Here is a 14,496-nt window from a genome sequence, read left to right as displayed (position 1 = left end):
ATGACGGCGCTCGCCGTCATGCCGTTCGCATGGGTTACTGCGACACCGACCCGGTCTACGACACGTAGGCTTTCGCAACGTTGATCAGCTGCACGCGGTTGCGCACGTTGAACAATTGCCGCAGACGCCGCAAGTGATAGTCGACGTTATGCGGCGACAGCCCGAGGAAATACGCAATTTCCTTGTCGCGCTGCCCTTGCACCACCGCCTTCAGCACCGCGTGCTGCAACTCGCTCAACGTGACGCGCTGCTGCTGCGCGGGCGTCATGCCGATCACGCTTTTCGCGTGCGTCCAGATGAATTCATGAATCGTGTGCGCGAACATCAGCGTTTCCGCGACGATCGATTCGGTCATCCAGCGTGGATTGCCGATCTCCGAGTTAAAGCACAGGCTCGCGCTCAACTCCGGCTCGGGCAGCGGCATTTGCGTGAGAATGCCGCTCTTTCGGCCGGTCGCCTCGAGCATGTCGATCAGACCGCCGAGCCGCTCGCTGCGCATTTGCGCGCGCGGCAGGTCGGCGCGCATGTCGACCGTGTTCCAGAGGAACGGCATGCCCGTTGGCGAGGCCAGCGCCACGCGCGGATCGAGCTCGAAATAACGCTCGCGGAAATAGCGCGTGAGCCAGCTTTGCGACTCGTAGCTCGTCAGCACGAACATTGTCTTGCGATGCGCCGACGTGCGCGTGGCCGTATAGCTGAACGAGTTGAAGCCCAACTGCCTGATGCGTTGCCGCACGAATTCGATGCGGTCCTGCGCACTGCCAAAACGCACCAGCGGACTGATGACGGGCGCGCGCCGTGCGGCGGGCGCGGGCGTGCCGATCTCCTCCTCGGTGAAGAGGGTGAGGAAACCAGCGGGCGCCGCGCCTGTTGCCGCGCGGCTCGATACCATCGATGCTTCAGCCGCGTGGGCTGACTTGGCGGGCTGCCGCGTGCCGGCCGGGTAGGCCGGTTGTGCGGTGACCGCCGGGTTGTATGCTGCGGATGCATGGCCGGATTCGCCCTGCGGCGAACCGGTCAGCCAATGCGGCAGCGTATCGCATTCGTGTTCCATGAAACGGTAGCTCCGGCGTTCGAAACGCGTGAAAGACGACACCCTAATGATTAGCTATTTCCAAAAATTGCGGTAGCCGGTTCCTTGCTATCATTTTTGCGATCTTGCGCTGACAGCCGACCGGCAACGCGGGTGTGACTGAGTTCTCTCATATGCATACGGCACCTCCTTGGGAATGGACGTGATGACACGAATTCCAAAGCTGACAACGACGCTTGCCTACGACCGCTATATGGCGGGCCAAAAACTGGTGTCGAGCGTGGATCGCCCGTGGCGGCACCTGGTGTTGCGCTCCTATCTCGAACCGGACGAGCAGGAACTGCTGGAAGCACCCGGTCTGCAAGACCTCACGCTGATGACGCTCGCGAGCGGCGCCGAGCATCTCGAACGCAATCTGAACGGGCGCTGGGAAAGCGCCGACCTTCGGGTGGGCGACGTCTGGTACGTGCCGCCCGCGCCGGTCTCCTGGCGGTGGCGTTCGATCAGCGACGAGCCGCTGTCGACCGTCCATTTACATATTGAGCGCAGCCTGATCGACAGCGTAGCCGATCAGATGGAACTCGACGGATCACGCCGCGAACTGTCGCTCAGCGACGCAATGCGGTTCCACGACCCGCTGGTCGCCGCCATGCTGACTGCATTGCATCGCGCCGCCAGCGATCCGGCCGACTCGCGCCTTTATGTCGATGCGCTGGTCCACGCGCTTGCCGCGCATCTTCTTCAACATTATTCGGGCGGACGGCAAGCAGGGACGGCGCGGCTCGCGCAACCCGAACGGCTGGTACCGCGCCGCATCCGGCGCGTGACCGACTACATACGCGCGAACCTTGGCGCGGATCTGGCAATTGACGATCTCGCCGCGCAGGCCGGTTTAAGCAGCTTCCATTTTGCCCGCGTCTTTCGCCGTGAAACTGGCGAGACGCCGCATCAGTATGTGACGCGCTTGCGGCTCGAGCAAGCGGCGAGGCTGTTGCGTTCGACCGATCAGACGGTGCTGCAGATTGCAATTGCGGTTGGTTACGAGAATGCCAGTCATTTCTCCGTGCAGTTCAAGCGCGATTACGGCGTGACACCGCTTGGCTACCGGCTGCGCGGCTGACAGGCGCACGCGCGTCGGCAACGGCGGGCAAGTAGGCAATCTAGCCGCAGGCGGAGTTCCGGCAACAGCCGGTGAGAAACGGTGACCACTGCACTCGCAGGTGCGAGCGGCGCCCTTCGAAGCCTGGCGGCGCTGCGCCTTTCGTTCGCGCTTTGGATTCGCGGCCGGTTGACTGCGCCATGCAAGGAAAGACGAAGCCGGAATGCCGTCTGTAGGAATCACGCACCTTTCGAAGTGTGCTGTGCATTGCGCGGCTTGCAAACTACGAACATTCGTGGCGCAACGTGGGGCGCATCTGGCACGGGGGTGCCGCCTTCACTTGCGCAAGCTGCGACTGGCGGCCGCGTGGCGGGTCGAACTGGCCTGACAGGCTGATTGCGAACTGTATCTGTCCAAGGCTTGCACGGGACGACAGAATGACCGGCCCACGGCTTGGCCCGAACCGCATCCGACCGACCATCCTCATCCTCATTCACGACATACCGGATACCTAGCGATGACCCGACTTCGAATCACCTCCTGCGGCCACGTCTTTATCGCCGAAACGAATCCCGACGCGCCGCAAACCGTGGCCGCCTTCCTGAAGCTGCTGCCGTACCGCCAGAAGATCATCCATGTGCGCTGGAGTGGCGAAGGCTGCTGGGTGCCGCTCGGCGAGTTCAAGCTGGAGAACGACGGCGCGGCGGTCGGTTTCGAGAATCACACGAGCCATCCGTCGGTCGGCGACATTCTGTTTTATCCGGGCGGCTACAGCGAAACGGAACTCCTCATCGCCTATGGCTCGTGCTGCTTCGCGAGCAAGATGGGGCAGCTTGCGGGCAACCATTTCTTGACGATCGTCGAAGGCAAGGAGAAGTTGCGCGAAGTCGGCGTCAAGGTGCTGTGGGAAGGCGCGCAAGACATACTCTTCGAAAAGATCTGAGCGCTCTCACCATTCGGCACCGCGCCGCGACGTTCGCAGCGCCACGGTTTTCTACTTACGAGCCAGCACTGACTGGCTCGTATTTCTTCTATGCCGGTTCTCGGCCACTCTCAGCATTCGACTTAAAGCCGCTTAATCATCCACATTCCGGATTAAGACATTTGGCAGTTTTAATCTGAATCGCATTATGCCTTTTAGCTAATTCAAGGTAAAAATTAGCTTTTAGGATTAATCGTATTCGCGAACTGCGGAAGCGGCTGCACACTCGGCGTTTGAGCCTTGTTTGCCGGATTGGCCGGTGCGTCCTAAGTCCGTCGATTGGAAACAATACTTAGGATGACATAAGAAAATCTCGGCAAAAGTTAATCGATTCCGAGTGGGAGGAATGTTGAACAAAACCTATAAAACCGTATGGAACGAAGCAAGACGCGTCTACGTGGCGGCGTCCGAAGCAGCGAGAAGCGGGAGCACGAAATGCGGGGGCGCGAAATGCGCTTCAGTATGCCGGGCCGTGGCTGCTGCGAGCGCTGGCCTGCTCGGCGCGCTTGTGTTTGCGCAGCCGGCCGGCGCACAGGAGTGTCCGCCGGCCGGCTGCGCGAATGTCGCCGACGCGTTGTTCTACGATAGCGGAGCACACGACATAGCAACGCTCGGCAACCCCGGCACTCCCGTCAAGCTGACCAACCTGGCGCAAGCTGCATTGACCGCGAGCAGTTCCGACGCGGTAACAGGCGCGCAACTCCACGCGACGAACGACGCGGTCTCGCAGAATTCGGCAAGCCTGTCCAGCCTCGTCAACAACCTCGACAACGGTCAGGTCGGGTTGGTTCGGCAGGACCTCGGTACGACCAATCTCACCGTTGGCGCAGGCACTGATGGCCGTTCCGTGGACTTCACCGGACTCGGCGGGCCGCGCGAGCTTCTCGGCGTCGCGGCGGGCACGGGAGCGCAGTCGGCAGTCAATCTAACGCAACTCAAGCAGGTCGTGTCGACATTGGGCGGCGGCGCCTCGGTCAGTGCGAGCGGCTCGACAGTCGGCCCGAGGTACTACGTGCAGTCGGGCACGCAAACCACCGTGGGCAACGCGCTCACTTCGTTGGACACGGGCATTACGTCGCTGCAGTCGCAAATCGTGTCGGGCAGCATCGGCCTAGTCAAACAGGATCTGGGTACGCGCGACATTCTGGTTGCGCCGTTGTCTACCGGTATTCGGGTCAACGTGGCCGGCTTGAACGGCAACCGCACGGTTACCGGCTTGTCGCGCGGCACGATCGGCGCATCGAGCACCGACGCCGTGAACGGCGCGCAACTGTACGGCAACGCGGCGAGCGTGGCCGCGGCGCTGGGCGGCGGGTCGGCTGTGAATGTGGATGGCACGGCAAAGGCACCTGTCTACAACATCGGCGGAGTTACATATGGCGACGTCGGATCGGCGCTTGCGGCAGCCGTCACGACGAGCGTTGCAACCAGTACCGCGACGAGTGCGGCTACGGGCGCGAGTGCGATCGCGGCGGCCACGACCAATTCGGTGCAATACGACTCTTCCGTGCACGACAGCATGACGCTTGGCAACGCTGGCGCGCCGGTTCGCGTGACCAACGTAAGCGCTGCGAATCTCACAAGTGACAGCGTGGACGCAGTGAACGGCGGGCAACTGTTCGCGACCAATCGGGCGATAGCGTTGAACAGCGATAACATCGCGACCCTCGACGAGCACGTCGGCGCCAACACGACGAACATCGCCAACCTCGATCAGCGCGTGAGCGTGAACACAACGAAGATCGCCGGGCTCGACACACGCACCACCACTCTCGAGGGCAATCTCACGAACGTTGCGAACCAGATCACGAACGGCGAGATCGGGGTTGTCCAGCAAGACCTGGCTTCGCGCATCATCAGCGTTGGTCAGAATACGAACGGCGCACGCGTCGATTTTGCGGGCACCGGCGGCGCGCGCCAATTGACCGGCGTCGCGGCGGGCCGCACGGACACGTCGGCGATCAATTTTGCGCAGTTCAGCCCGGTTGTGGCCGGACTCGGCGGCGGCGCCCAGATCGGTATCGACGGTTCGGTGACCGCTCCGTCGTATCACGTGCAAGGCAGCACGCAGAGCAATGTCGGCGATGCGCTCGGCTCGCTCGACAACGGGTTGACCACCTTGCAGCAGAAAGTCGAGAAGGGCGGCATTGGCCTCGTGACGCAAGATCCGGCCTCGCGCGTCATCCAGATCGGCGCGTCCACGGACGGCCGGGCGATCAGCGTGGCGGGCACGCTGGGCAACCGTGTGGTCACGGGCGTCGGGCGCGGCTCGCTGAACGCGGCGAGCACCGACGCGGTCAACGGTTCACAACTCTTCGCGCAGGCAGCGAGCACGGCTACGGCGCTAGGCGGCGGCTCGACGGTGAATGCCGACGGCTCGGTTAGCGCACCGTCATACAGGGTGGGCGGCCAGGTGGTGAGCACCGTTGGCGGAGCGCTCAGCAATCTCGATGGCCGCGTCACGCAGAACAGCGGGGATATCGCCGGCTTGCAAAGCGCGGTCGGCCGCATCGGCGGAACGGTTGCGAACGCGCTTGAGTACGACAGTTCGGCGCATGACAAGGTGACGCTCGGCGGCACATCGGCTAATGCGCCGACAGTGCAGATGACCAACCTGAAGAACGGCGAAGTCTCGGCAACCAGCAGCGACGCCGTCACCGGCGCGCAGCTGTGGCAAACCAACCAGCAGATCAGCAGCATCGACAAGACCGTCAAGAACTATACGGCCAATGGCAATGCCTACATGGCCGTCAACAGTTCGGCAGAAGCTCCGCAGGCGACCGGTAACGGTTCGCTGGCCTTGGGCGGCGGCGCGAAAGCATCGGCCGCGAACACGGTTGCGCTTGGCGAAGGGTCGGTCGCGGATCAGCCGGATACGGTTTCCGTGGGCTCGTCGGGCAACGAGCGCCGTATCACCAACCTCGCGCCGGGGCAGGCGGCGGGCGACGCCGTCAACATGCAGCAGTTCAACAGCGGCATGGGCGATCTCGCGCGGCGCGCCTATGCGGGAACGGCATCGGCGATGGCGATGAACATGGTCCCCGACGTGGATGCTACGAAGAACCTCGCAATCGGCGTGGGCACGGCGGGCTACATGGGTTATCAGGCGGTGGCGGTGGGCCTGTCGGCGCGCGTCGCGCAAAACTTCAAGGTGAAGTTGAGCGCGGGCATCAGTTCGGTGACGACCTCGGTGGGCGCCGGCGCCGCGTATCAGTGGTAGGGGGACGCCAGCCGGCGAGACGTGCCGGTGGCGGGCACCCCACCGCGGGAACGGCGGGGTGCGGGTGCGCTTACTGGAAGAGCTTCATCGCTTGCGCGAGCGTGTTGTACACGCCCCACGCAAGAGGAACCATCACATATAGCCAGAAAACGGCTAGCTTGACCTTGTTGGTCGGGTGTACGGGTTGAACGGTCGACATGCGAGTCTCCTTATGCGCCCTTGGCGACTTGTGCGTCGGTCATGTGATGCTTGTCGTCCACACGCTTGACCAACAGATTGCAGATGAAGCCGATCACCAGCAGCACGGTCATGATGTGAACCGTCATCGTGTAGGCGTCGGCTTTTGCCACGCCGTGCGCGACTTCATAGGCGCGGATGTAGTTGACCAGCACCGGGCCCGCAACGCCAGCCGCGGCCCAGGCGGTCAGCAAACGTCCATGAATGCCGCCGACGAATGCCGTGCCGAACATGTCGGCGAGATAGGCGGGCACCGTCGCAAAGCCGCCGCCGTACATCGTGAGGATGATGCAGTAGGACAGCACGAAGAGGGCCATGTGACCGGACGCGGCGAAACTCGGCACCAGGAAGTACAACACCGCGCCGAGCGCGAAAAAGATGAAGTAGGTGTTCTTGCGGCCGATCCAGTCCGAAGCCGATGCCCACACGAAGCGGCCACCCATGTTGAACAGCGACAGCAGACCGACGAAGCCGGCTGCGGCGGCCGCCGTCACGGTGCCCTTGAAGCTTTCCTGGATCATCACCGAAGCCTGGCCGAGAATGCCGATGCCTGCGGTCACGTTCAGGAACAGCACGAGCCAGATCAGATAGAACTGCTGCGTCTTCAGGGCTTCGTCGATGTGCACGTGGTTACGCGTGATCATCTTCTGCTGCGAGGTTTGCGGCGGGGTCCAGCCTGCCGGTTTCCAGTCCGCCGGCGGCACGCGAATGGCCAAGGCGCCGATCGACATCGAGATGAAGTACACGATGCCGAGCACGATGAACGTTTCAGCCACGCCGATGCTCGTGGCGCTGCGGAAATGATTCATCAGCGCGACCGACAACGGCGCCGCGATCATCGCGCCGCCGCCGAAGCCCATGATCGCCATGCCGGTCGCCATGCCGCGGCGGTCTGGAAACCAGCGGATCAGCGTCGACACCGGCGACACGTAGCCCAAGCCGAGCCCGATCCCGCCGATCACGCCGTAGCCGAGATACAGCAGCGCGATCTGGTGCATGTACACGCCCAACGCGGAAATCAGGAAGCCGCCGCCGAAGCAGCAGGCAGCGGTGAACATCGTGCGGCGCGGGCCGACGTGTTCGAGCCACTTGCCGGCGAACGCCGCCGACAGACCGAGGAATACGATCGCCAGCGAGAAGATCCAGCCGAGAGAGGTCAGCGACCAGTCGTCCGGAGCAGATTGCGTGATGCCGATAACCTTGGTCAGCGGGCCGTTGAACACGGAAAACGCATACGCCTGGCCGATACAGAGATGAACGGCGAGTGCCGCGGGTGGAACCATCCAGCGCGAAAAACCAGGTTTTGCGATGGTGGCTTCTTTTGAAAAGAATGGCGCGGAGCCTGAATTGGGCTGCGGCTCGGTGATGCTACTCATGGTCGGTCTCCCCGAAAGCGAAGTCTTTGTTATCGGCGCATCAGACCGAATGCTTTAGTGTTTGCGGCGTAATAATTGCTACTCGATGCCGGTTCATATATGCGGCTGTGCTTCATATGAACGCAAATTCCGCTGGAAACTTGCTTGGTCGAACGATAGGGCGGTAGGGTCGGGTTGGCAATATGAGATAGAAACGCATAAGGCATTGCCCGAGGAAATCCGACGACAATCCGCCAGATCGCGGCAGCAATAACACCATTCGAGGTACGACCTGCCGGCGCAAGCCGTGAAACAGGGGGCAAAAAGTAAAAAAGCCGGCGGTGGCAATAACGCCACGCCGGCTTTTTCAACCGCGATCAGTCATTCAGACGGTGCGTCCGGTCTTCATTTTCGCGGCGACCAGCACTGAGATCAGGCAGCCGATCGCGAGATAGCCGGCCACCGGGTGCCATGAACCGCCGGCAAAACTGACCAGCGCGACCGCGATGAACGGCGTGAAGCCGCCGCCAACCACACTCGCCACCTGGTAGCCGACTCCCGCGCCGCTATAGCGGTATTCGGTGCCGAAGAGTTCGGTGAACATCGGCTGCTGAACGCTTACCACCATGTCGTGGGCGATGTTCGCGAGCATTACGGCGAACACGACGATCCACACGGTCGAGCGTGCTTCGAGAGCGAGAAAAAACGGCACCGCGCTGAACATGCCGACGAGCGCGCCGACGATATACACGCGGCGGCGGCCGAAACGGTCGGCGAGCATTGCAAAGAGTGGAATGGTCACGCAGCTCACCGCGCCGACCAGCAGGCCGATCGTGAGGAAGAATTCGCGCGGCATGTGAAGATTCGCCGTCGAGTAGTTGAGCGCGAACGCGGTCACGATATACATCGTGAACAGCTCGGCAAGACGCAGCGCAATGATCAGGAGGAACGCCTTCGGATGACGCAGCAGCGCTTCAACGATCGGCAGCCGCACACTGCGCTCGCCGCGCGCGCCGACTTTTTCGACGAACTCCTGCGACTCTTCCATGCTCGAGCGAATCCACATTGCAATCAGCACCAGCACCACACTGAAGAGAAACGGCAGGCGCCAACCCCAGTTCATGAACGACGCGTTGTCCATCGAACGGCTGATCAGCGCGACGAGGCCCGTCGCCAGCACGAGGCCCACGCCGTAGCCGACCTGAACGCCGCTGCTGTAAAAAGCCTTTTTCTTTTCCGGCGCGCTTTCGACGGCCATCAACGCTGCGCCGCCCCATTCGCCGCCGACCGCGAAGCCCTGGATCGCGCGTAGCGTGACGAGCAGCACCGGCGCGATCCAGCCGATCGTCGAAAACGATGGCAGCAGACCAATTGCGGCGGTGGAAAGGCCCATCATCATCACGGTGAGCACGAGCATGCGCTTGCGACCGAGCCTATCGCCGAAATGGCCGAACACGAAGCCGCCGAGCGGGCGGAACAGAAAGCCGACGCCGAAAGTGGCGAAGGCGGCCAGCGTGCCCATCGCTGGGCTAACTTTCGGAAAGAACTCCGCGTTGAAGACCAGTGCCGCAACAATCCCGTACAGCAGAAAGTCGTACCAGTCGACGACGGCGCCGACAAAGCTGCCCAGCGCCGCTTTGCGTGCCCGGCTGCGCGCCGTGCGATTGTCGGCCGCTGCGGCCGGCGAGATGGTAGTGCTCATGACGGGTCTCCCTGGATTCTCGAAACGACTGCGTGACCGGCGCGGCGCCCTCGCGGCTTACGCTGGCGCCGCTGATCGGTTGCAGGATGTTCGGAAGATTAATGACGAGGCGGGCGCCGCACAATCCGCAGTCCGGAGAATTGCGCGATTACCGGACGCTGCCGCGCGAATAGCGCGCGTTTTCCGCGTATACACGGAGCGTCGCGAGGTTTAATCGAACGGGCAGGCGAGACGGAGCGGTGCGTGCTACCGTAAGAGATGATGTGAAAACAACAGGCGCTGATATACTACATACCGAATATTGATTTTTGCGGCGATGCAGCATATGATTGAGTCATTCGTTCACTCAATCGTTTGGAGCTATAAATGGAATTTGTTCCTCTCTCGCTGCTGGCTGCCGCTGTTGTTGGCTTAGGCTGTTCCGCCACCGTTCTGCTGGCCCGCTGGATTCCGCAGCCGGTCGCGCAACTCGCAGCGCAACATGGCCGCTTCATCGGCCTTGATGAGCAACGCGTGGAAGCGGCGGTGCCTTATCGTATGCATGTTCAACAAGAGGCGATGAATGTCGTCGGAACTTCAAACTGAAGCAGTGGCAACACCTTTGACATTGTCGTTGCAGCCTATCGGCGCAAGCGCGAGCTTGCGCGATCAGGCTTACGCAATGTTGCGTCAGGCTATCGCCGACGCGGACATCTACCAGACGCGTGATGAAATCCGTCTGGACGAGCGCGTGCTGAGCGAAACGCTCGGAGTAAGCCGCACGCCGGTGCGCGAGGCGATGACGCTGCTCGAGCAGGAGGGCTTTCTGCGTATGGTCCCTCGCCGCGGCATTTACATCGTGCGCAAGAGCAAACGCGAGATCGTCGAAATGATCCACATGTGGGCCGCGCTTGAAAGCATGGCGGCGCGTCTCGCGACGCAGCGCGCCACGGACGAGGAAATCGCCCGCCTGCGGCACATGTTCGACAATTTCCGCGACGGCACGCCGGCCGAGCACATCGCCGAGTATTCCGACGCGAACATCGCGTTTCACCAGGCCATCGTCGAGTTGTCGAAGTCGCAGATCATTCTCGACACCATCAAGAATATTTTTATCCACGTGCGCGCCATCCGGCGCATGACCATTTCGCAGAGCGATCGCGCTTCGCGGTCGATCGTCGACCACTTACGCATTATCGAGGCGCTGGAAAAGCGGGACACGGAACTGGCCGAGCGTCTCACGCGCCAGCATTCGCTCGATTTGGCGGCGTTCGTGGAGAAGAACTGCGACTTTCTCGACTGATGGCTGAGTAAGCCGAGGCCGCTGCCAGCGGCCACAAGATCAGGTCGGCAAGAAGCCCGCGGTGTTCGCACACCGCGGGCTTTTTTTTGCCGCTCCGCTCGTAGGGAAACACCGCGCTTGACGTCTCTTGAAAGGTGGTATGTGATATATCAACAGTGAGCGCATATGGAGTCTGCTCAGTGTTTTCCCTTGAACCGGTGGCGGGATAAGGCGTGTAAAGCGGCGATGCCCCGTCCGGTAAGGCTGTTCGAGGGAATACGAGAGTTGGGAAAGCCGTTGGATAGCTCTTGCCTCCTAATGATATATCACATACTGTATGTGGAGAGGTCAGTGTGTGAGACGCGGACGCGAGTCCCGAAGCGGGGCGTCCGTCAATAACCGTTATGGAACCACCAAGCAGCAGTCTTTCAGGGGACCGGAGTAAGCGCCCAAGCGCGAACCTCCATCGATGCAAAAGCATGGGACCGGATCGAGCGCAAGAGCGCAGGCTCCGGTCGACACACAGGAGACGACCATGTCTGCAGTTGTTTCATCCCTGAACCCAAGCACAGCCAGCACCACCGCCGAAGACACGCTCAAGCAGAAGGCGCGCAACGCGGGCGTCGTCTCGGGCGGCCATCTGGTCGCGAAGGCGCTAAAAAACGAAGGGGTCGATACGATCTTCACGCTGTGCGGCGGCCACATCATCGACATTTACGACGGTTGTGTGGACGAAGGGATTCGCATCATCGACGTGCGCCATGAGCAGGTCGCGGCGCACGCGGCAGACGGCTATGCGCGGCAGACCGGCAAGCTCGGCTGCGTGGTTACAACCGCGGGTCCCGGCTGCACGAACGCGGTGACGGGCATCGCGACTGCGTTCCGCTCCGAGAGCCCCGTCCTGCATATCGGTGGACAGGGGGCGCTGACGCAACACAAGATGGGCTCGCTGCAAGACCTGCCGCACGTCGACATCATGGCGCCTATCACGAAGTTCGCCGCCAGCGTGTCAAGCACTGAGCGGGTCGCCGACATGATCTCGATGGCCGCGCGCGAGTGTTTCAACGGCGCGCCCGGTCCGGCTTACCTGGAAATTCCACGAGACGTGCTCGATCGCGAAGTCGACCTCACGCGCGCGGTCGTGCCGCAGCCGGGTCACTATCGTGCGTCGACGAAATCGATTGGCGACCCGCGCGATATCGAGAAGCTCGCGGACATTCTCGTCAACTCCGAGCGCCCCGCGATTCTGTACGGACAGCAGGTGTGGACCGCGCGCGGTCACGAGGAAGCGATCGCGCTGCTACGCGGCCTCGACATTCCCGGCTATTTCAATGGCGCGAGCCGCGGGCTGCTGCCGCCGGGCGATCCGCATCACTTCGACCGCACGCGTTCACAGGCGTTTGCCAATGCGGACGTTCTCATCGTCGTCGGCACACCGTTCGATTTCCGCATGGGGTATGGCAAGCGCATCAGCAAGGAACTGACGCTTGTGCAGATCGACATGGACTACCGGACTGTCGGCAAGAACCGCGATATCGACGTCGGTCTGGTTGGCGATCCGGGCGCGATCCTCGCCGCCGTATTGCAAGCCGCAAGCGGCCGCCTGAAGGACGACAAGCGCCAGGCACGCCGCAAGTGGATGGCGCAGTTGCAGGACGCCGAAGCCACGGCGACTGAAAAGCTCATGCCGCTCTTCAAGTCGAACAGCACGCCGATCCATCCGTATCGCGTGGCCTACGAACTCAATGAGTTTCTCTCCGACGACACCGTTTATATCGGCGACGGCGGCGACGTCGTGACGATCTCCGCGCAAGCCGTTCGTCCGCGCCGTCCTGGCCAATGGATGGACCCGGGCGCGCTCGGCTCGCTCGGCGTCGGTACCGGCTTCGCGCTTGCGGCCAAGATCGCGCATCCGCAGAAAGAAGTGCTGTGCTACTACGGCGACGGCTCGTTCGGCATGACCGCGTTCGACATGGAAACGGCCAACCGCTTCGGCGCACCGTACCTCGCGGTGATCGGCAATAACTCGGCGATGAACCAGATCCGCTACGGCCAGCTTGCCAAATATGGCGACGAGCGCGGCAATGTAGGCAATCTGCTGAGCGACGTGCCTTTCAGCAAGTTCGCCGAAATGCTCGGCGGCCACGGCGAGGAGGTCCGCGCCCCCGCTCAGATTGCAGGCGCATTGCAGCGTGCACGCGAAGCGATTCATCGCACGGGGCGCTCGGCTGTTGTCAATATCTGGGTCGACCCGCGCGAGTATGCACCGGGCACGAAGAACCAGACCATGTACAAGTAATACGGATACCTTAGGAGACACGACATGGGAAAAGCACTCGACGGCGTGCGCATTCTCGATTTCACGCATGTGCAATCGGGCCCGACATGCACGCAATTGCTGGCGTGGTTCGGCGCGGACGTGATCAAGGTGGAGCGAGCCGGAGCGGGCGACATCACCCGCGAACAACTGCGTGACATTCCGGACGTGGATAGCCTGTACTTCACGATGCTCAACCATAACAAGCGTTCGGTCACGATCGACACGAAGAACCCCGAGGGCAAGCAGGTTCTCGAAGCGCTAATACAGAAATGCGACGTGCTGGTGGAGAACTTTGCGCCGGGCGCGCTGGATCGCATGGGTTTTACGTGGGAGCGCATTCAGGAATTGAACCCGCGCATGATCGTTGCGTCGGTGAAGGGCTTTGGCCCTGGCCCGTACGAGGACTGCAAGGTCTACGAGAACGTCGCGCAGTGCGCGGGCGGCGCGGCATCCACAACGGGCTTCGACGACGGCCCCCCTGTCGTGAGCGGCGCGCAGATCGGCGACAGCGGCACGGGTTTGCATCTCGCGCTCGGCATCGTCACCGCGCTTTATCAGCGCACGCAAACCGGCCGTGGCCAGCGCGTACTTGCCGCGATGCAGGACGGCGTGCTCAATCTGTGTCGCGTGAAGTTGCGCGATCAGCAACGGCTTGAACGCACCGGTGTGATGAAAGAGTATCCGCAGTATCCGAACGGCAAGTTCGGCGAAGCGGTGCCGCGCGCAGGCAATGCGTCTGGCGGCGGTCAGCCCGGCTGGATTCTGAAGTGCAAAGGCTGGGAGACCGATCCGAACGCGTACATCTACTTCATTACGCAGGCTCCGGTGTGGGCGAAGATCTGCAACGTGATCGGTAAGGAAGAGTGGGCCACCGATCCCGACTACGCGACGCCCGCCGCGCGGCTGCCGCGCCTGAAAGATATTTTCGCGGAGATCGAACGCTGGACCATGACCAAGACCAAGTTCGAGGCCATGCAGATCCTCAACAAGTACGACATTCCGTGCGGGCCGATTCTGTCGATGAAGGAGATCGCGGAAGAGCCCTCGCTGCGTCAAACCGGCACGATCGTCGAAGTCGATCATCCGACGCGCGGCAAATATCTGACAGTTGGCAATCCTATCAAACTGTCCGACAGCCCCACCGAAGTCAAGCGCTCGCCGCTGCTTGGCGAACATACCGACGAAGTCATGGCTGAACTGGGTTATTCACCCGAACAGATCAGCGCATTGCGTACCGCCGGCGCCATCTAGGCGCATTAGAAAAACCGTAGTGCAAGCCGCCCGCCG

General features: G+C 61.9%; 11 protein-coding genes. 7 read left to right on the top strand and 4 right to left on the bottom strand.

Going from position 1 to position 14,496, the window contains the following annotated elements:
* Positions 1-55: 55 nt before the first annotated feature.
* A complete protein-coding gene (locus RW095_RS12145; protein WP_317019263.1) occupies positions 56-1,054 on the bottom strand; it encodes a helix-turn-helix transcriptional regulator in 999 nt (332 codons plus the stop codon).
* 175 nt (positions 1,055-1,229) lie between these two features.
* On the opposite strand from RW095_RS12145, the gene RW095_RS12140 reads away from it, so the two are divergent.
* From RW095_RS12140 to RW095_RS12130, 3 genes are all read left to right on the top strand, one after another.
* A complete protein-coding gene (locus RW095_RS12140) occupies positions 1,230-2,153 on the top strand; it encodes an AraC family transcriptional regulator (protein ID WP_317019262.1) in 924 nt (307 codons plus the stop codon).
* 496 nt (positions 2,154-2,649) lie between these two features.
* Complete coding sequence (locus RW095_RS12135) at positions 2,650-3,075, top strand: DUF3830 family protein (protein ID WP_128597655.1); 426 nt, start codon at positions 2,650-2,652, stop codon at positions 3,073-3,075.
* 385 nt (positions 3,076-3,460) lie between these two features.
* Entirely contained in the window at positions 3,461-6,334 is a 2,874-nt protein-coding gene (locus RW095_RS12130; protein WP_317019261.1) for a YadA-like family protein, read from the top strand.
* Between the two features lie 70 nt (positions 6,335-6,404).
* Here the strand turns inward: RW095_RS12130 and RW095_RS12125 are convergent, their stop codons facing one another.
* The 3 genes from RW095_RS12125 to shiA form a co-directional block, all read right to left on the bottom strand.
* Positions 6,405-6,533 carry an MFS transporter small subunit gene (locus tag RW095_RS12125; RefSeq protein WP_020068039.1) on the bottom strand — a complete coding sequence of 43 codons (129 nt, stop codon included), beginning with the start codon at positions 6,531-6,533 and terminating at the stop codon, positions 6,405-6,407.
* A gap of 10 nt (positions 6,534-6,543) precedes the next feature.
* Positions 6,544-7,947: an L-lactate MFS transporter gene (locus tag RW095_RS12120; protein ID WP_317019260.1), complete on the bottom strand. Its 1,404-nt coding sequence runs from the start codon at positions 7,945-7,947 to the stop codon at positions 6,544-6,546.
* Positions 7,948-8,311: 364 nt separating this feature from the next.
* A complete protein-coding gene (shiA, locus tag RW095_RS12115) occupies positions 8,312-9,628 on the bottom strand; it encodes a shikimate transporter (RefSeq protein WP_317019259.1) in 1,317 nt (438 codons plus the stop codon).
* Between the two features lie 366 nt (positions 9,629-9,994).
* On the opposite strand from shiA, the gene RW095_RS12110 reads away from it, so the two are divergent.
* The 4 genes from RW095_RS12110 to frc all read left to right on the top strand — a co-directional run bounded on the left by RW095_RS12110 (position 9,995) and on the right by frc (position 14,460).
* Complete coding sequence (locus RW095_RS12110) at positions 9,995-10,213, top strand: hypothetical protein (protein ID WP_128597653.1); 219 nt, start codon at positions 9,995-9,997, stop codon at positions 10,211-10,213.
* Entirely contained in the window at positions 10,191-10,910 is a 720-nt protein-coding gene (locus tag RW095_RS12105) for a GntR family transcriptional regulator (protein WP_027800908.1), read from the top strand. The genes RW095_RS12110 and RW095_RS12105 overlap by 23 nt, the downstream gene beginning before the upstream one ends.
* A 514-nt stretch (positions 10,911-11,424) precedes the next feature.
* Complete coding sequence (locus RW095_RS12100) at positions 11,425-13,188, top strand: thiamine pyrophosphate-binding protein (protein WP_317019258.1); 1,764 nt, start codon at positions 11,425-11,427, stop codon at positions 13,186-13,188.
* A gap of 24 nt (positions 13,189-13,212) precedes the next feature.
* Positions 13,213-14,460, top strand: coding sequence for a formyl-CoA transferase (frc, locus tag RW095_RS12095; protein ID WP_317019257.1), 1,248 nt, complete (start codon positions 13,213-13,215; stop codon positions 14,458-14,460).
* Positions 14,461-14,496 lie beyond the last annotated feature (36 nt).

It is taken from the genome of Paraburkholderia kirstenboschensis (assembly GCF_032806925.1).
Lineage (GTDB): Bacteria > Pseudomonadota > Gammaproteobacteria > Burkholderiales > Burkholderiaceae > Paraburkholderia > Paraburkholderia kirstenboschensis.
The sequence above is the reverse complement of the archived record's forward strand: the minus strand, read 5'-3'. Positions and strand labels throughout refer to the sequence as shown.